Below are 19,605 nucleotides of genomic sequence, written 5' to 3' on the forward strand. Positions count from 1 at the left end.
AATTAGTTGGTGTAAAGGTTAGATTCAAAAACATACCCGTTAGGTGAGAAAATATAACCATTAAAATAGCGATAAGACTGTTGAAAAGAGGTATCTATTAATTTGGTTTCATTAAGATTAATGTCATAGATATGAGATCTATTTCCTGCCGAAAAATGGTTGCAATTTATAAAGGGTTTTCCAGTATCTGTATATTTTACATCATAAACAATTTCTGTGTCCCAGATGTAAGTTTGGTTATAGTTAGATAAATCTAAATAAAACGTACTTCTATACCATCCAAAAACGGCGGAATTGCTTAATTTATCAAAGGTCATATGTTCTAGATCAGGTGCATCTGTATTATATCTTGAATCTTGAATGGTGTTTAAAAAAACGAATTCCCCAAAATCTAGTTTGTATAGATCACCGTTGGCATAAAAATAACTAGCATCTATGGCACTAAAGAAGTTGGTTGTTTTGTTAATACCAAATTTTTGAATTCCAGTTGAGATGTCATAAATCAATACTTCACCAGAAGCCCAGGAATCTTCTAAAATTATATAATTCCCTCTGAAATATGTATCTGCATTTGCTTTGTTAGCATTGAAGTCAACGGCATTGTAAGTGTTAGCAATAGAGAACGTCATAGGATTAAATACCAGTGCTTTTTCTTTGAGATTTAATAGTATTGTATCAGAATTATTGTCGAACTCTAATGAATTAAAATCTTCTGAAAAGCTTAATGTTGTTAGTATTTGCGAGTTTTCTATTTCAAAAGATTCTGCATTTAACTGATAGATCATTAATTCGTTTGAATTTGTTATTTCTACAATAAAATATTTGTTTATAGATGGCACATAGGTTATGTCTTCAAACTCGGAAATAGGTAAACTATCACCAACTGGTATTTGTTCATTTAGTTCTCCAAATAAAGAATTGTTTTTGAAGATTTTAAAATTTAAGAAAATATTTCCTCCAAAATAAAAGCCTTTATCAATAATTGTTTCACCTCCTTGAGGATTCAAATTAACAAATGCACCTCCGGAGAAAGGATAGGTGTAACCAGATAATCCTATGGTATCGAAATTGCCATATAATGGGTGCTCATTGTAAATTAACTTAAATTCTCTGTAGAGAAGAGGTTCTATACTAAAATTCATTTTTGTGGTGGGAAGTAGTACAAAATCAGAAATATCTTCAGTAAATGAATTTTTAAGTTTGATGGCATAGCTGGGATTATAAAATATAGTCTGATCATCATGTATTTGTAAATCGGACAAATCCTCTTGAGAAATGGGTCTTTCTTCTATAATAAAGTCATATTCATTTTTAATGACAAGGAAGGCTTCATCAAAATTATTATCTAAAATAGGGTTTAAGGTAATAAAGATTGAACCTTGGTTTATGTTAATACTCGCTATGCCAAAAGGATTTGCTAAAGTTTTATCTACTATAAAATTGTATTCTGCCAAACCAACAAAAAATTCTCCATTTAAAGCATCAGCTAAACTTCCAGAATTTGTAGGGAAAGCATATTCGATAGTTAATTCATGCTCTCCATCAGTTAATTCATCCACATACAAATAAAATTCTCCTGTTGTTTCTTGACTTCTATAGGTTTCTGTTCCGTCAATTTTAACAATCATTTCAAATTCATTGTTTCCAGCCCCTGTTATGGTATATTGTATTATTTTAGAAGAACTTGTTTGTTCCCCATTTGAAAATCCTGTTAAAATGACATTTACATTTGGATTATTTGTTTGAATGTCTTTGAAAGAATCCTCTGAAAAATCATATGTACAATTCGTTAAAAACAAAGTACTCACTATAAAAAGTATATATCTAAATCGTAATTTCATAACACTAGTTTTTCAATTTGTAGTATTTATCTAATGGGCTACAACGTTGTTGTATATTATTAGGGTAGTATTTTAAGCGCGGAAGTTAGCAAATAAATGGCAGATAGACCCGAGCGCAGTGCACTGGAGAAGCAATATTCTGCAGAAATGTTTGTAAGTTGGCAGTGACCAAGTCATTTTTTATACACGGCTAAAGTGTACGGTTTTTAATGATTTTGTAAAGTTTCGAATACTATTTTCCAAGAATCATCTGGTTGTCTTTTCCAATTGATAATGTACGTTCCAATATTTTTAATGGTATCTGAACTTTCTTTATTAATAAATATTTCATTAAACGTGTTATATGAAATCGCCATATCCTCTGAGGGTATGATAGTTGGTCTTCCACGATGAATGAGTTGTACATCATATTTAGTGTAAATCCGTTCCCATTGTGCTTTTAAAGAATCTTTTGTTAAATGTTGAATTTGTGAATTTGGATAAATAGCCGTGTAGTTGTCTGCGTAAAATTCAATCCAATCATAATCAAACCTTTCATAAACTGAATAAAGACTGTCAACTTGTTTTGTTATCAGGGTTGTTAGTTCTGAATCAGAGGTTTTTATTGCAATTTCTTTTTTTTTTGTGATTTTCACATCCAATGAAAAAACCGGTCATAAGTAGCATTAGACCTAATTGTGATTTTAAATTTTTCATATGGGTTAGTTTTAATTGTTGGCAATGTTGTTGTCCTTTTGTTATTTGTTTTTAAGTTCGAGATTAATCAGTTCTTTTAATTCTTGTACATTAATCAGCATTTCGTTAATGGCTTTAGCATTGTTAATTTCAGTATAATATTTTAACCCTAATGCACCTTCTAATGCCAAAATAATGTCTTCTATATTATCATTGATTTTTGACTCTTTATAGATGGGTTTTTTAGTGCTTAATCTAAGAAGGCCTAATTGCAAAGGTTTCATAAGAGCATTTAAGTAAACGGCATTATTACCGTTTGATACTGTTATATAACTTTCTTGAGAACGCTTTAATTCTAATAATCTATTTCGAATATGTTCTGGCATTAATATGATGTCTCCTGTGGATTCTAATGTCTGAATTGTATTGGTGTTGAATGATGCATATCTGGATACTCTGTTAATTTTAAATATTTCCTTAAGTATTTGATTAGGCTCTAAATCTGAAGTCTCAATATAGTTGTTGTATTTTTCATAAGCTAAAGTATTACTGTTCAAATACGCCACTCTACTATTCATATTTTCTACTTCTTTATCGAGATCAACTAAAATCTGATTATAATAATTCTGCTTGCTTTCATTTAGTTTACTAATTTCTTTAGCATTGTTGAGTTGAAGCGCAATTAAAATTCCGATAACCACGAGTACAATCTCTCCTATGGCATAAAGTAAATATTTACTGAATTTATTTTCAGTTAAAAGTTCTTGTCTTATTCGTCTAAAAAACTTGATCATATTTTTTATGTTTAATTCCAACGCGGCTATCTCATCGGGGTGCTTACATCAAAGATCTACTAGATGTTTGGTATCGCTTCACGATACTTCATTTTAGCACTATCATTGGTTAGCGGTTAGTGGTAATGAAGCACAACGTTGTTATGCTTTCGTTATTTGTTTAATTCTGCGTTAATTAGTTCAGACAGTTCTTTTATGGTATCTAATAAATTTTTCATAGAATTCAATAAGTTCTTTTCCGTAAAATCTTTTAATTGAAACGTTCCGTTTATGATATTAATAGCTGAAATTATATCTTCCTTTCTATTTAATTGGTTTAATAATTTGGGATTAATATCTAAAAGAAGATTAGTCACACCAAGACCTGCAGCTTTCTGGCTGTTTTGAAGCCAATTATTATCATTACCGGATGTCACTTTTAAAATTGCATTTTGTGTCGTTTTTAAATCTAAAAGTTTATTTCTTAGGTGATCTGGTAGCAGTTTAATATCACCAGTAGATATTAAAGATTCTATGGTGTTGGTATTGAAATTAATATATTGAAATTCCCAATTAAGTTCGAACAAAATAGCCAAGATGTCATCTGTGCTTTCTGCTTTAGACAGTTTTTCTAAATAATTTTGATAATTTAAAATATTAATTTCTAGATTTTTAATGATGACATTAATATAAGCTGTGTCCTTTTCTAAATCTTGTAATACTTGTTCATAGTAATTATCGCGAATTTCTGAGCTTTTTCTGTTTTCATTCCAATTATTGATTTGTAGCGCAATCAATATTCCGATAACCACCAGTATAATTTCGCCAATGGCGTATTTAAAATACTTTCCCGTTTTGTTTTTTTCCATAAGGTCGTAGCGTATTTTTCGAAAGAACTTGATCATTGGTTCGCGGTTGGTGAAAATGAATGCTAAGGTGTTTGTATCTAACCTGTTGAGGTTTTTAGACCTCTAATTTAGGGAATAAAAACCGAATAAATTTTGAAAGCAGTTTATAAGTGACTAATAATTAGTTATGTGCGTGATAAAATTTCGCAGGAATTTTTGCAAGTAGGGAAGAACCTAGCCATTACTTAGATGCGGTGTTGACTGCTGTTTTTATTATTTGAATTCTCGAACCATTATATGCATTAAGAAGCTATCAATTCCAATTTCAAAATCATAATTAGCAACTCTATTAAAATTATTTTCTTTATAAAATTGAATTGCTTTATCATTTGTATGAAGTACTGATAGCCACATGTTATCACATTTTTGTTCTTTAACCTTCTCAAGTATCTTATTCCAAAGTTTTAACCCAATCTTCATGGAATGAAAATCGTTTAACACATAAAAATTATGAAGCTTACAAGTATTTTTTCCTTTTACGAATTCCGAATCCGTATGCATTTCTATTTTAGCATACCCAACTGGAAATTCATTTACATAAGCTATCCAAAAATGAGCATTGGGGTTCTTTAAAAATGATTTAACCATACTTATAGAAAAGTTATGATCTGCATAATTTTTTGCATCTTCTTTTCTTCTGAATAATGCTGCAAAAGTTTCTTTCCATGTAGTTCTGCCTAATAATGCAAGAATTTCATAATCATTCTTTTCAGCTTGTTTGATTGTTATCAAATCCATTGAATTTAAATTTCTGCTAATGTGTATGGTTTACTTCGTCTGTTCGCTGCGCTCGGGTGTTGCGTGGTTAAGCACCTAAGTTAGTAAATAAAAATTGAATAGAAAGTCTGCGAGGATTTTCGTAAGTAGGCTTTAACTAGCAAAGAATTATATGCGGTGTTGACATTAGTTTTTTATTATTTTCGGTAAAATGTTTTTCCATTCATTAATATTGAATTTCTCAACAATTTTATTGTCTTTTCCAATAACATAGCAAAGTCTAGAACAATATTCTTTTCTGTAATTATTGTAAAAATCTTTATTGAACTCTTTTTGAGAGTCTATATGTATTCCAATATCGAACATTTTTATATCTGAATCAACGTGCAGAATATTTATTTGATTTCTAAATGTTCTTTCCATTTCATAAAATGCTTCAGTTGATTCTTTGTCGCCACCGCAACCGCAAGAATTAGCAATGACTGTGAGTTTATTTTGTAAGAATGAATTCGTTAAAGTATCTCCAGACATAGTAATAACGTTAAAGCTAGGGGCAATCATACCTTTTTGAGTTCCAATTTTGGATTCAAAGCTTTTATCTTTAACTAGTGTTATTATATCTCCATTGTTGGAAATTTTTTCAAAACGATAATATTTACCATTTAAATTTAAAGCTTCTCCGAAAGCTATTAAATCACTTTCAGATATTGAATCTTTTTTTATTTCTGAATCTGATAGTATCGAAATTTGGGGTCGAAAACCATAGGTAAAACTCAATGGATTTCGAGGTTCAATAATTCCAATTTCAAATTTCTTGTTGTCAATTTCAAATTTGCTTATTAAATATTCCCGTTTTCCAAGTGAAAAATTACCGTTTGAGTCTCCGATGTTCAACCAAGAAGAATCTGTTACTACTTCTGTGCCATTGGAAATTAAATATTTACATTTAATTAAGTTTGCAGATTTACTCCAATTTATTGGTTTGTATTCTCTAATAGAGTCGTCGGTAAAATCTTTGTTATTATTTTCATCGACAATAAAAATTTGTTTACCATTTTTAATACCTTTCAGCATTTCCACATTATAATTTTTTGTTTCATTGAAATCTGTTTTCAGTTGAAAGCGTTTTAGGTCATTAATGTTTTTTGGATATTTGACTGGATTTGAAAAGTTTTTCGAAGTGTCTTGAAACTCTATGCTACTAACTCCGAATTGAAATAAACCATTTCCTTTTACTTTCTTTGTTTTTAGAATTATCGTATCATTTAATGAGGAAAATCTATTTTCAATGCTCTTATGATTTTGACACCCAATTATCATATAGATTAGTGCGAAAAACATTGAAATTTTAAATATATATTTCATTTACTTTTGAGTTTGTTCAAAATTAATGACAACGGTTTTGTGTATGGTTTACTTCGTCTGTTCGCTGCGCTCGAGTGTTGCGTGGTATAGCACGTAATTTAGCAAATAAAAGACAGAAATAGAAAATCTGCGAGGATTTTAGTAAGTAGGCTAGAACCAGCAATAAATTATATACGGTGTTGTGCTTTCGTTTTTTTACGATTTTGTGATTGTTATATATTCATATATTTTTGCGTCTCTTTCCGTGTGATTTTTTAAAATTATAAAATTCCATTTTCTTTTTGGGTCAGAAACTTGAAATATTTCACCTTTTTTATGTTCTCTAATCGCATTTTCAAAGCTTTTAATCATTCGACCTTCAGGAAACCACCCTAAATCACCGTCCTTACTTCCAGGGTCCATTGAGTATTTATTTGCAACTTCACTAAAAGCTTTTCCCTTTTTCAATTCTTTATTAGCGTTCTTTTGAATTTTCTTAATTTCCTTTTCGCTAAGGTTTTTCCCATTAATAAATATATATTTTACTTTAAATTCTTTTATGTTTTTTTGGGATAATAGTTTAATTGCATCAACGCTGTCTGCCATTATTTCTTTGTCCTTGAGCAAGAAAACTTTTTTATTAATGTTTTTATCTCCAGTAGATAAAGTGTGCTTTTTGATAGTTAGATTTGGATATAAAAATTTCAGACTATCTATTTCACTTTGACTTTCAATATTTTTTATCATTTCTGTTAAGTGAATATCAGTCTGAGCTTTTGCGTGATAAAAACAGACTATTGTAATAAATATGAAGATTCTTTTCATTAATTGGGTTTTTGTTAAATGAAGCACAACGTGATTGTGTATGGTTTAATTCGTCTGTTCGCTGCGCTCGGGTGTTGCGTGGTTTAGCACCTAATTTAGTAAACAAATACGAACGCGAGAAAATTCCGAAGGAATTTTCCAAATAAGCACTTGCAAAGCAATTAATTATACACGTTGTTAGCACCTGTTATTTATAGTGCAAATGTTCCAATGAAACTTAAATTCTCTTTTTCTGGTGGATAATAATAAAGTCCGAGAATAATTTTTGTTTGTTCAGGAATTTCATTCACTTTTCCCTTTCTTCCAACACTTATGTTTTTCTCTATGAAATCTAATAGTTCAATTTTTAGTTTCTCATTGTCGAATGCTTTCAATTCTTTTACATCTAAAACACTTAAGTCTCTGTCAATAGTTAATTCATAAATTGCAAACTTTTCATTATTTACTTCATAACCTTTAAACTTTTTTATTGACTCTAATGAAAATGAAGTGTGAAGTTCAAATTCATTTTGTGGTTCGATATTTTCTTTTTTCAAAAACTGTAAAAGTTCAATTTCCCGTTTTAAACTCTTTTTGTAATTTTTTTCAGCATTTGGATATTTCTCTAATTTTTTTGAGTCATATTTTTTATCTAATTGTTTTACTCCAGAGCAGTAACCAAAAGTTAAATTGCCATTCTTGTCTTTTGAAGCAAAAATCAGCCATTTTGTGTTTTCAGGTGTGTAAATTCCACACATACCTCTTGATTTAGGTATTTTCAAAGAATCAGTTATCTTTCCTTTGTAAAGTTCCAAGATTTTTACTTGAAGATTTAAATAATTATCATCTTTTTCGGAATCAATATTCAGGACGTTTACAGTCGCAACAAAATCCGATTTTGCATATCTATCGATAACTTTCTGTATCATACAAGTGCAAGCCAACATTTTGCTTGAAATTGCAATGAATAATATGGTAAGCAAGATTTTTTTCATAATTGTTGCTAACGTGATTGTGTATGGTTTACTTCGTCTGTTCGCTGCGCTCGGGTGTTGCGTGGTTAAGCACCTAATTTAGCAAATAAAAACCGAATAGAAAATCCGCGAGGATTTTCGTAAGTAGGCTAGAACTAGCAATAAATTATATACGGTGTTGTGCAACGTTTTTTGTTATTCTTTAAAAATCTTTCAGTTTTAATATATGGTGTTTACGGTCGTAAAAATGTAAACTTTTAATATTTTTATAATCTTTCCAATATCGATTGTCAGTTTCTAAAATTTTTGTTCCTGCAATATTTAATTCTTCCAAATTTTTCAAGCCATCTAATAATGGTCTTAAAGATTTAATCGGTGTACTACTATAATAATGCAATTTCCGAGTGTTTGGGAATAATTTAATAATCTTTTCCAACTCTATCTTTTTACAACTTTCAATATATAAATTTTTGATATTGTTAAAAGGAATTTCAATTTCATTTATAGATAATGCTCTATTTGCAATTAAAATTAGTTCGCTTATATTTTTAAGTTTCTCAATTCCAATAATACCTTTTATATTACTTTGAATAATTCTTAATTCATTTAGACTTATTAGGTTTTCAAATTCACTTAAATTTTTATTTTTTGGTTTATATGACCAAAGACTTAATTCCTTTATCTTTTTTAAAGAGTTTAAATTTTGTGTTTTTTTATTCCACTCTAGTCTCAAAATCTCTAGATTTGGAAAGTGTTTAAAATCATATTCTAAATTTCCACATCTATCATCGAGTTCTATTAATTCAGTAATTTTGAAAAGAGCATTGTAATTATATTCTTTCCTAGAATTTCCGCTTAACATTAATTTGGTTATGTTAATATTCGAAAGATCATTGAAGTCATTATGGTTCTCTTTGTCCATAATTTCCGAAAAACTTATAATCAAAGTAGCGTCTTTATTTTGGTCAAAATATTTCTTTATTTGCTGAACAGATTCAGGTAAATAGCAAACTCTTTTTTCCTCTTCATTAAAAAACTTTATTTCAGTATTTTCCATAAAAGTTCCTATGTTCTTTAAATGTTGCACAACGTGTTGTGTATGGTTAGTTGCGTGTTTGAGCAACTAATTTAGCAAATAAATCACAGATAGAATATTCCGCAGGAATATTCGTAAGTAGGCTAGACCTAGCAATTAATTATACACGTTGTTAGCACACGTTATTTGTTTTTATTCTATTATAAACTTGATAGAATTTCCATTGTTAAATTTCAAAAAATAAGAGCCATTCATAAAATCTTGAATATCAATTTTTTCATTATTGGAAATATTACCTTTTTTAACTTCAACTCCTAAAATATTATAAATTTTGTAGCCTTCATTTTTTGTTAATCCAGAAACTTTTAAAAAGTTATTTGTAGGGTTTGGGTATAGTTTAATGTTATTATTAGTATTTAATTGATTTATTGATAATACGCTTAGATTAAATTTTGAAACTTTCCCTGCGCCAGATTCACAAATATAAAGGTCGTTACCATTTAGCAAAATTCCGAAAGGACTATTTAAATTCGTTACTACGTCAGTTATTGTTGGTGAGCTATCTGTAATATCTATTTTTGAAACTTTCCCTGCGCCAGATTCACAAATATAAAGTTCGTTACCATTTATTTGAAGTGCAATAGGACTATTTAAACCAGTAATCACATCGGTTACCGTTGGTATAGTTTCTGTAATATCTATTTTTGAAACTTTATTTGAGCTAATTTGAATAAAATAAAGGTCGTTGCCATTTAGCAAAAGTGCAGTAGGATTATTTAAGCCTGTAACCACATTGGTTTTTGTTGGGGTTGCCGCAGTTATATCTACTTTTGAAATTTTATTTGACCCTATTTCGCTAATATAAAGATCGTTACCACTTAAAGCTAAACCAAAAGGAATACTTGAACTTACAACGAAATTAATTGTTGTTGGCGTTGAAGCAGTTATATCTATTTTTGAAATTTGATTTGTCTCAACATCAGAAATATAGAGGTCATTACTATTTAATATTAGTGTGCTAGGACTACCTAATCCAGTTGTAACCACATCGGTTATGGTAGGTGTGGCTTCTGTTATATCTATTTTTAAAATTTTATCTGATCCCGAATCACTAATATAAAGGTCGTTACCATTCAATAGAAGTCCAATAGGTTCATTTAAACCTGAAACTACATCAGTAGTTTGCGCATTAGTATAGCTTAGGTTAAATAAAACAGCTATAATAAAAAAGTAAATTTGTTTCATTTTTATATTTTTTAAATTGTTCTTGATTTTAATGTTTGCTAACAATTTGATATACGCTATTGTCTATATTCAATCTATAACGTTAATTACAAATCTAATATAATTTTTTGATAATCAGATTTTTATAAGGCGGTATAGCGGTCAGTCTTAAAAAGTTAAGCACATTAAACCATGTAACTGTAGACCTAAAGGTTGTTATAATACGTTCTCTAAAAGAGCCGGAACTTGTAAAATGAAGATGGAATTATCGTAAGTATGCTAGACTAGCAATTAGTTATAGCCATTGTTATGCACATGTTTTATTTTATTATTGGTAATTCTAAAAAAGATTTGTTTGTTTTATTTCTGTATATGTTCAAAGTTGGTATTCCTTCGGTTGGAACTTTGTCAAATGTGTCTTTATCCGCTCCAGAAATCGCAATTCTGATAGAATGTCCTTTTTTGATGAGAATAGATGTTGGATGTAATTTAAAGCAGACTTCTTCAATTTTATCAATGGACATAGGTGATGCATCTGATTTTTTAAATGAATGATACGGTATCTTATCAAACATATCATTCTTAGATAATTTTCGGTGTTGGAGCAAAAGCCCTCCTTCTGTTATATATCTACTTTTTCCACTTGGGTCAACATCTTCTAAGTAGACAAAAATCCCACCTTCTTGGTGTGTTGAAGACAGATTGAGAGAAATTACGGGTGTTCCTGTGATTTGAAGCGGTTCTGCAAGAGGTGCAGTAGTATACGTTAACATTAAAGAATCGGCAGCATTGCGATTATCGAGGTTAAGAATGTGTTTTCCCATTTGGGTTGTCCACCTATTATTTGTACCCGTACTTACCGAAAAGTCAACGATATATTCATCCATACCTAGATGTTCATCAGGTGATGACGTATTTAATTCCCCATTGGCATCTAAAAAGTATTGGATTCTTTGTTGCCCTTTAGGCGGCCAAATATCAGATTGTTTAAACGATTCTTCTCCAAAATTATAGTACTTAATGGTTGGCCAATCCTCAACTCCTTTGTCATTCCCCTTTATGAAATGGTCAAAGAAGTTAAGTTGCAGTCTAAGCTGTTCAATTACCGATGGGATAGGGTCCACAACACTGTCCGAAACAACAAATGGGCTGGCATGAGAACGTCCTCCATGTGAAGTTGGCATCATGACAACTTTCTGCGGATTAGTAAAGTGCTGTAACCTTAATAAAGTGCCTTCTGCTGTTCCAGCATCAAGCCAACTTGTAAGAACAAGCATTGGTACATTTGATTCCGAAATTTCTTTTTTCCAATGCAAGGGGTCAAGTTCTTCAAATTTGAAATCCCCAAATTTGGAATCCTTGAATGGTGATGCCGTTAGGGCTTCCAATACGATTGGATTGTTTTTGTGCTCTTTAATGGCATCTATTGGAAAATCTTCACTCACACGCCTCACACTTGCGCCCAGATTCTCCACTGAATTTTGGTCTAACCAATCGACATATTGACTCCATGGAGCTATAAAACTTGTTGCAAGCATTCCATAAGGACGACTAGGACTCTCATATACGTCAAAATCTGACCACCCAGGAATGACCGCTTTAATGGCTGGATGTTGCGTTGCACATAAAAGCTCTGCTGTTGTCCCAGAGTAAGAGGTGCCATAGGCTCCCACTTTACCATCAGACCACTGTTGGTTAACTACCCAATCTACAATGTACCAAGCATCTTTAACTTCCGTAGGCGTGTATTCTCCTGAACGAACTCCATAAGAAGCACCCGTTCCTCTGACGTCAACTTTTGCGAGGATGTAATCATTGTCAAGAAAATACTTATCTCGTTTACTGAGTGAGGCCATTGGTTTTCCTGTTTTCGCGTCTTCTTTGCCTCTCCAGTATCGGGTAAATTCAAAGAGTACAGGCAGTTTTTGATTGTTGTAATCTTCTGGAAAGTAAACGTCCATGGCTAATTTTGTTCCATTGACCGCAGGTATGTAATATGAGTCAACATTGCTTGCTTGCGAGAAACCGAATTGAAAAGTTGAAACAAAAAAGAGTATAAATAAAAATTTTTTAGCTATCATTTTCTAGGTGTGTTAAATTGTGTAAAACGTGTTGTGTATGGTTTACTTCGTCTGCTCGCTGCGCTCGGGTGTTGCGTGGTTAAGCAACTAAGTTAGTAAATTCAAACCGAATAGACACGAGCGTAACGAACTGTGCGTAGCAAAAATCCGCAAGGATTTTCGTAAGTAGGCTAGTACTAGCAATGGAATATATACGGTGTTAGGCACAGTATTTATTCAATTTTATATGTCGCAATCACTTTTTTTCTAATTTCTTCACTTGCTAATTCAACGCCTCCTTGACTTCCAAAAATTTGATAATTTTCTTTTTGACTATAAATTCTGTCAATTAGCATTTTGAATGGTGTTTGGTGTAAGTCATCGTCTTGAACTGCTTTTTGAATTATTGGTAGATATTTTTCCATCATTTCAAGGTTTGAATGTTGAATTACACTCCACATTACAGACTCAAATTTTTCTCCAACTAATGTTTTACCAATATATTTTTGATATTTATTAAATAATGAATCGATGAGTTTTTGATTTCGTTTGTCCAATTCAGGCTGTTTTTTTAAATATATCTTTTCTTCAGCACTCCGATATTCTTGGTCAAGTTTGCTAATATTTGAAATCAATTCTACAAGATTATAATCTAGATTATTTTCTGAAGAATAAGTTTTTAAATTAAATTTGGATGCCTCTTTTAAATTGGAATCTTGGCATATTTTTATTTGTTTTTCTATATCATCACGTATTATATCAAATTTGCTTGATTTAAAAAATATACTAGACGTAAAATATTCGCAACTCCCTTCCGATTTTTTAAATTTGTTATATGCTATTAATATATTTTTCTTGCTTTCATTTAATGTGAGAAAGGATGATAGTATATTAAAATAATCAGCTCGATTGAAGCCTAGAGCATCATTATTTACATCTTTCTTCACTTCATTTAATACAAATACTGAGTGTTCAAATTTTTTGTCTGAAACTTCATTTTGTTTTGGTTCATAACCTATAATTTCTTTTTCAAAATTTTCATAGCTAAAAGTAAATTCATTTGTTTGAGCATTGCAACAAATAAAAATTGAGAGAATAAAAACTGGTAAAATTAAATATTTCATTCTAGTGTCTTTTTAAATTAAAATTATGTTGGCAATTTCAATAATTTTTAACTTTATTTCAGTTAATTAGTGTTAATGACTGCTAATCGATTTATGGCACGGACTTTTTCCATATTGTGCCTAACGGTTTTGTGTATGAAAAGTAGGCGATTTCTAAGCACGAAACTTTCGGTTAAACCAAACTTTGATAAGAGCCGAAAACCTTGAATTTAGCATTAATTCGCCTATTTTTTATATACATTGTGATGCTCTATTTTAATTCAGTTCTTCTATTAATTAAAAAGGTCTGATTTAGAAACCTGTCTTGAAATATCATCTAATTCGTTATGAACTCCATTATCATCGGCAGTTCCAAAAAAGGCTATCACTAAATTGCGGGAAGGTGAAATATAAAGACCTTGTCCGCTAAATCCACCTTTATAAAAATCTCCGTTTTCCATTACTTTGTCCCATTGATAGGTATTGTGATGAACAACTTCTTTATCAAGTGTATAATTTTCAGAACCGTATGCAGTTACCAAGTGAGGACGACCTTGCTTTTGAATTTTATCAAAATATTCATTTGAAACGAAAGCATTCTCACCTGAACGACCATCGGTTAAAAACATATAGCCAAATCGAGCTAAATCTCGAAGTGTAGAATTCATTCCTGCGTGAGAAATGCTAGTGCCATTTGTTTGAGTAATAAATGCATCAGATTCCGCACCGATTTTTCGCCAAATTTCACGTTCAATATTTTTCGCATAAGAAAGACCTGTGATTCTCTCTATGAGGCAAGAGAGAACGAATGTGTTTATTGAAGTATATTCAAATATCTCTCCAGAAGGTTTTGCAGATGATAAGGTTTTAATGTGCTCAAAAGCATTGTCTGCGGTTTTTTCTGTTCGTTTTAAAAATCCGAGAGCTGCTTCAAATTGATAGTAACAAGTTTCAGGGTTTTCAAAAGCACCATCAACCCATTCACGACAATCAATTCCTGAAGCCATATCGAGAATGTCAATAACAGGAACGTTTTCCCATCCAGACCCTTTAAGTTCAGGTAGATAATGTTCTATTGGTTTAGTTACATCAAGTTGTTTTCTGTCTTCCAAAATTGCTATAAGAGTTGAAGCAAACACTTTAGATACTGACCAGTAAAGATGCCTATCGTTTGGAAACATTCTTGGGTAGGCTTCATATACAATACGGTCTCCTTGCATTATGATCATACCATCCACTTTCTCGCTAGTTTTGACATAGTTTTGAAGTGTCATTTGTCCTAAACCAGAAGTAACAACAAACTCCTCGATTTCTTTGCGGTAATCTTCTTTCAGGCTTTTAATATTTCCTTCTCTATTGATAATGGCGTGAGTCCAAAATTCAGGCATATTTAAAAATATATAACGAGATATTTCACCTCCATCATCCCAATTATCCAAATTCCATTGCTTAAATACGGATTGAATTTCCTTATTTGAAAAGCCATCATAAGTTTGAGCAAATAAATTTGAATATGGAACAATTAATAAAAGAAGTAATAGTCTGTAATAGTACATTTTTTTCAAGGATGTTTGGTTTTTAGAAATTGAGCATAACGTGATTGTATATGGTTTGTTGCGTGGTTTAGCTACTAAGTTAGCACACATTTACGAACCTGTGAATATTCCACATGAACCTTTACAAGTAGGGAAATACAAAGCCATTAAGTATGCCTCTTGTTGTGTTTAAGCATCCTAACGGCTAATTTCTTTAGCCCAATCCCCTCTATAAATTATTTTTTGATCGTGAATTTTAAAAGTAAACTTGCCATACCTAACCGACATTCCTGCTGATGCATTTACAACCCAACAATTATCAGGAATAGTAAAGGAATTTTCAGAAGTAATTATATTTTTATCCCTTTGATTATGAATAGGAACAGAGACTTGTGGACCAACATCCCATCCAAGATGTGTATTATAGCTCACTATTAAATCGCCAATCAATTTAAAATTTTCATTGGTTTCTATTGTTGTTTTAATGCTTCCAGTTGTTGCATCGTTTAAATCGTTTTCAGGTGTGACTTCTATCGTTAATTTTGGTAAGTCGATAGCTGTTTTAGAAGCTAGGATTATAATAGATTCGTTTTTGATAACTTTATCTTCACTATCATAAAACTCGAAAGCAAGTTCCATCGCTTCTAATCCTACTGGGTTAATGGTTAATTGGTCTGCAAAATAACCTTCGCGTGTTATGTTTTTAGAATAGATGATTTTATCACGGTTTTTCACAACCACTTTTTTAATCGTCTCGTCGTTATATAGTTCTATAGGTATGGTTGTATTGGTGTGTACTGTTTTATTTTTAGGACTTATAATTAGCCCTTTCATATAATCTTGCATGGCAAACCAAACAGGACGAGGTGACCCATATTTGTCGTTAACATCTTTGTACCCCCAGAAACCAAACCATTCTTCGGGTTGTTCTTTATTATGGATGCTTTTTTCGCCTCCTTTCCACCAACCATCAGCATAATAGAATGGGCACATTCCTACAGCACCAGCATCTATCAGATCGCGGTAATTAGATATCAATCCTTCACTTTGTTCCTTTAGGGTACGAGAACCAAAACTACCAAAACCTCCTTTTGGTGATACTGAATGTCCGAATTCAGTAATTATAAACGGTTTATCTAATCCGTTTAACTCATTTAAACCTTTAATATAATCTCTAAATCCCATGGTGGCTGTTTGGCCTTCATTGTAGCCATAACAATTGTAAGCATATACATCATACATACTTTCATCCATCCAATCGCTTATCATGGCATTTGCAGAAAGTGTTACTGGTACATTTGGATGATTCTTATGAATCATATTTACCATCATCTTCATCAGGTCTTTAAATGCCTTGGCAGAAACTTTATGAATGTGGTCTGTTTGCGGTTCGTTAATAACCAAATACGTAATTATACAATCATAGTTTGGTGCATATTTCAATATATTTTCAAGCTGTGTCTTACAATGCTTTATAAATTTAGGGTCTCCATAATCTTCTTCTGGATTAACTTCTAAACCCATAATTAATTTTAAACCCGATTCTTGTACCAATTTTAATTGTGCTTCAGAAAATTGACTCCAAGTTCTTATGGTATTATAACCTCCTTTTTTAATGTTCTCGAGATCAAATTTCATTAACTCTAAGTGATCTTTCTTTTCATCTTCATAAGGATGTTGTCCGGGACGTGCACCTATTTCGTAGCCGATTGCTTTAATAAAAAACTTTTCTCCATTGAGGTAGTACCAATTGTCTTTGAGTTCAATTGTTGTTGCTGTTACTGTTGCTGCTGTTGTTTCTGTTGTTACTGTCGTTTCCGATTGAGAACATCCGCAAATCAGTAGAGCAAGACTTGCCATGACTATTAATGCTAAATTTTGTTTCATTTACTTCTTATTTTGATTGTACCGGTTTTGAGTATGGTTTACTTCGTCTATTCGCTGCGCTTGGGTGTTGCGTGGTTCAGCAACTAAGTTAGTGAACAATTATTTTTTCAGCAATGTATTTCTCAATTTGTTCTTTGTCCGTTTTATTTTTTAATATTAATAATTCGTTGTTCTTATGTGTTCGATAAATCATTAAGTATTTCGTTTTTCCACTGCGAGTTAATGCCGAGTATTGGAATCGGTTTGGGTCAAACGTTTCACTTATTAATTCCGTGTTTTGAGTTCGGTCGAGTATTTTTTTCAGTCGAGTTAATTTTCCGCTTTTCTCGTCTATTTTTAATTCCGAGTAGTAAATCCAAGACGTAAATCGGTAAATAGTATATCCGATTAAAGTCAAAATTGCAACAAAAATGCCGATTCCAATTCCGAGAAACCAAATTAAGAATACGAATGAGGTAGAAGTCCAAATTAATAATTCTTTCCAGTTAAATGGAATTCTATCGCTCAGCGTGTGAACGTGTCCATTTTTGGAAATTCTAAGGTAGTCTTCGTGTTCGTTCATAATTGCGTACACCGTGTTTGTGTATGGTTTGCTTGGCCTATTCGTTGCGCTAGGGTGGTGCGTGGTTAGGTAACTAAGTTAGTAAATATAAACCGAATAGAAAATCCGCTCAGGTTTTCGGAAGTGAGCTAGAATTAGCCATAAATTATATACGGTGTTGGCAGTAGTTTTTATTCTTTTTGTCCTAATTCTCTATCAATCATTTTCTTTTCAGCTAATCGCTCTCCTTTCCAAAAAAAACGCTTTCCAATTTTTCTCAAATGCTTTCGCCATTCAGAGTCCGTTGTTAATTGACCTTTTCTTTTATTAGACATTTTAATTTTCTTTTTTTATTCGTTCGGGTCAAATCCATAATAAAAGTCATTCAACTTTCCATTCGAACTTTGAAGTCCAACTATGTCCATTATTTCCTGAAAATAAAGTAAAATCCTTTCTCTATCTTCAGAATCATATCCTAATTCCATTTCTGGGAATTTTAAAAGTCCGATTTTAATTGCTTCTTGGTATTTTTCGTCCGTTGGTTTTTTAGATTCCGCAATTTGTTTAAAATCAGTTGCGACTTCGTTGATTTTTTTGGTCAATATTGGTCTCAATTTTTCATCCGATATATTTGGTGAATGATTTTCCGCATAGAATTTTTTCTTTGCAATAAATTCTACAAATTTTTCATTCGCATTTTTAGGTGTTTTCATTTCGGTTGCATTTTGTCCGCAAGCAGATAAAGTTAAAAACAGAACTAATATTTTGATGTATTTCATCATTTCTCAAATGGCTTCACAATGTTGATGTATAAGGTTAGTTGCGCATGTAAGCAACTAAATTAGTGAATAAATCACAGATAGCATATTCCGCAGTAACATTCGTAAGTCGGCTAGAACTAGCATTAATTATACCTGTTGTTACTACCAGTTTTTATTCAGCTTTTCTACAATCAAATAATTCTCTGTTGCAGAAATTTCTTTTTTAAATGACACTTTTTTAATTCCGTTATAATCTTTCATAAACCTCAAAGTTGCTTTAAAATCGGAAATCCCAAAGTTTTCATTTAGTTTGATATCCATAAAATAGCTCGCGAACTTTCCTAAACTATCATTTTCTATTCTGTATTCGGCTATTGGTCCATCAGTTATTTTAAATGAACCAGGAATTGGTGTAATCCTCACATTGGTTTTTCCAATTCCAATTTTTATGTTGTCAAGTTTATGTTTGACATCATATTCTCTAATTGGAAGAATCATTGATGAATCACAAAGAAAATGGTAATTCTGAACAACGGAACTTTGATTGTTTTCTAGAAAATGATTTATATTCGACAATATTAAACTGTCTTTCTTTTTTTCTTTTTCAGATGATGTGAGTTCAATATTTACAGATTTAACGTCATTCTTACAGCCAACTAAGAAGATTAGAAGTATTTCGAGTATTGAAATTCGTATTTGTGTTTTAATTCTCAAGAGTTTTTCTAATTGTGGTAACGTGATTGTGTATGGTTAGTTGCGAGGTTAAGCAACTAAATTAGTAAACTTTAACGAACCCGTGAATATTCCGCAGGAATTTTCGCAAGTTGGCAAGAACCAAGCAATTAATTATTCACGGCTTAAGTTGGCAGTAGTTTTTATTTTCAGATTTTATTATTTTCAGATTTAATCGTATATATATAATTTGATTGTTTTTGCCTTTTTGATAAATTAATTAAGTCGTTGATTGATATTTTTTTATTATCATATTCTATATAATCAATGTAATGTATATAGCTCATATTAAAAGTTTCTTCAATTCTGACTGTAGAATTTTTTGGGATGAGAACGCTTAAAGTATTATTATTCAGTCGTTGTTTTTTAATAATATTTACCTCATTGATTTTACTGAATTCTTTTGGGTTTAAAATTCCTTTTTTACAATCAACTTCAAAATGATTGCTTCCGTAATCAGGCAATTCAGACAATTCGTTGATATCAATATTATAAGTTACTTTAAACAGAACATCATTAGACATTATGTTTTGAATAAATAAATCACTTTTTGTTGTACAACTTATAAAAAGAGTCAAAATTATTAAGAGAGAAAAGAGTTTTATTTTTTTCATCAGATTGCTGTGTTCAAATTACTGCCAACGGCTCGAATATGGGGCGTTTGGCATTTCTAAACTCCAACCTGTCAAA

Annotated in this window: 19 protein-coding genes; all 19 read right to left on the reverse strand. The window is 31.3% G+C overall.

Translation table 11 applies throughout. The features are described from left to right. Positions 1-2 precede the first annotated feature (2 nt). Positions 3-1,841, reverse strand: coding sequence for a hypothetical protein (locus HM992_RS09185; protein WP_179319451.1), 1,839 nt, complete (start codon positions 1,839-1,841; stop codon positions 3-5). Positions 1,842-2,047: 206 nt separating this feature from the next. After that, the gene (locus tag HM992_RS09190) at positions 2,048-2,476 is read right to left on the reverse strand and encodes a YybH family protein (RefSeq protein ID WP_179319452.1); all 429 of its coding nucleotides are present in this window, start codon (positions 2,474-2,476) and stop codon (positions 2,048-2,050) included. A gap of 102 nt (positions 2,477-2,578) precedes the next feature. Continuing rightward, a complete protein-coding gene (locus tag HM992_RS09195) occupies positions 2,579-3,310 on the reverse strand; it encodes a hypothetical protein (RefSeq protein WP_179318026.1) in 732 nt (243 codons plus the stop codon). A gap of 152 nt (positions 3,311-3,462) precedes the next feature. Further along, positions 3,463-4,158: a DUF6090 family protein gene (locus HM992_RS09200; protein WP_178983222.1), complete on the reverse strand. Its 696-nt coding sequence runs from the start codon at positions 4,156-4,158 to the stop codon at positions 3,463-3,465. A gap of 252 nt (positions 4,159-4,410) precedes the next feature. Continuing rightward, complete coding sequence (locus tag HM992_RS09205; protein ID WP_229720468.1) at positions 4,411-4,929, reverse strand: GNAT family N-acetyltransferase; 519 nt, start codon at positions 4,927-4,929, stop codon at positions 4,411-4,413. A gap of 171 nt (positions 4,930-5,100) precedes the next feature. Further along, positions 5,101-6,279, reverse strand: a complete 1,179-nt coding sequence (locus HM992_RS09210; protein ID WP_178984699.1) for a hypothetical protein — start codon at positions 6,277-6,279, stop codon at positions 5,101-5,103. Positions 6,280-6,474: 195 nt separating this feature from the next. Next, positions 6,475-7,083, reverse strand: a complete 609-nt coding sequence (locus tag HM992_RS09215; RefSeq protein WP_178984700.1) for a peptidylprolyl isomerase — start codon at positions 7,081-7,083, stop codon at positions 6,475-6,477. 191 nt (positions 7,084-7,274) lie between these two features. Next, entirely contained in the window at positions 7,275-8,057 is a 783-nt protein-coding gene (locus HM992_RS09220; protein WP_179319453.1) for a hypothetical protein, read from the reverse strand. Positions 8,058-8,238: 181 nt separating this feature from the next. After that, positions 8,239-9,093: a leucine-rich repeat domain-containing protein gene (locus HM992_RS09225; RefSeq protein WP_179319454.1), complete on the reverse strand. Its 855-nt coding sequence runs from the start codon at positions 9,091-9,093 to the stop codon at positions 8,239-8,241. Between the two features lie 171 nt (positions 9,094-9,264). Further along, on the reverse strand, positions 9,265-10,317 hold the full coding sequence (locus tag HM992_RS09230; protein WP_178984704.1) for a T9SS type A sorting domain-containing protein: 1,053 nt from the start codon (positions 10,315-10,317) through the stop codon (positions 9,265-9,267). A gap of 299 nt (positions 10,318-10,616) precedes the next feature. Continuing rightward, complete coding sequence (locus tag HM992_RS09235; protein WP_262890889.1) at positions 10,617-12,377, reverse strand: CocE/NonD family hydrolase; 1,761 nt, start codon at positions 12,375-12,377, stop codon at positions 10,617-10,619. Positions 12,378-12,589: 212 nt separating this feature from the next. Beyond that, a complete protein-coding gene (locus tag HM992_RS09240; RefSeq protein WP_179319456.1) occupies positions 12,590-13,480 on the reverse strand; it encodes a hypothetical protein in 891 nt (296 codons plus the stop codon). Positions 13,481-13,752: 272 nt separating this feature from the next. Further along, positions 13,753-15,015: a serine hydrolase domain-containing protein gene (locus HM992_RS09245; RefSeq protein WP_229720548.1), complete on the reverse strand. Its 1,263-nt coding sequence runs from the start codon at positions 15,013-15,015 to the stop codon at positions 13,753-13,755. A gap of 177 nt (positions 15,016-15,192) precedes the next feature. After that, a complete protein-coding gene (locus HM992_RS09250) occupies positions 15,193-16,881 on the reverse strand; it encodes a glycoside hydrolase family 2 TIM barrel-domain containing protein (RefSeq protein ID WP_179319457.1) in 1,689 nt (562 codons plus the stop codon). Between the two features lie 88 nt (positions 16,882-16,969). Then, positions 16,970-17,443, reverse strand: a complete 474-nt coding sequence (locus HM992_RS09255) for a hypothetical protein (RefSeq protein WP_179319458.1) — start codon at positions 17,441-17,443, stop codon at positions 16,970-16,972. A 170-nt stretch (positions 17,444-17,613) separates the two neighbouring features. Further along, complete coding sequence (locus HM992_RS09260; RefSeq protein WP_178984710.1) at positions 17,614-17,757, reverse strand: hypothetical protein; 144 nt, start codon at positions 17,755-17,757, stop codon at positions 17,614-17,616. 15 nt (positions 17,758-17,772) lie between these two features. Beyond that, a complete protein-coding gene (locus HM992_RS09265; RefSeq protein ID WP_179319459.1) occupies positions 17,773-18,204 on the reverse strand; it encodes a DUF4844 domain-containing protein in 432 nt (143 codons plus the stop codon). A gap of 141 nt (positions 18,205-18,345) precedes the next feature. Next, a complete protein-coding gene (locus HM992_RS09270; protein WP_179319460.1) occupies positions 18,346-18,897 on the reverse strand; it encodes a hypothetical protein in 552 nt (183 codons plus the stop codon). Between the two features lie 167 nt (positions 18,898-19,064). Further along, entirely contained in the window at positions 19,065-19,529 is a 465-nt protein-coding gene (locus HM992_RS09275) for a hypothetical protein (protein WP_179319461.1), read from the reverse strand. Positions 19,530-19,605 lie beyond the last annotated feature (76 nt).

The organism is Winogradskyella helgolandensis (genome assembly GCF_013404085.1).
Lineage (GTDB): Bacteria > Bacteroidota > Bacteroidia > Flavobacteriales > Flavobacteriaceae > Winogradskyella > Winogradskyella helgolandensis.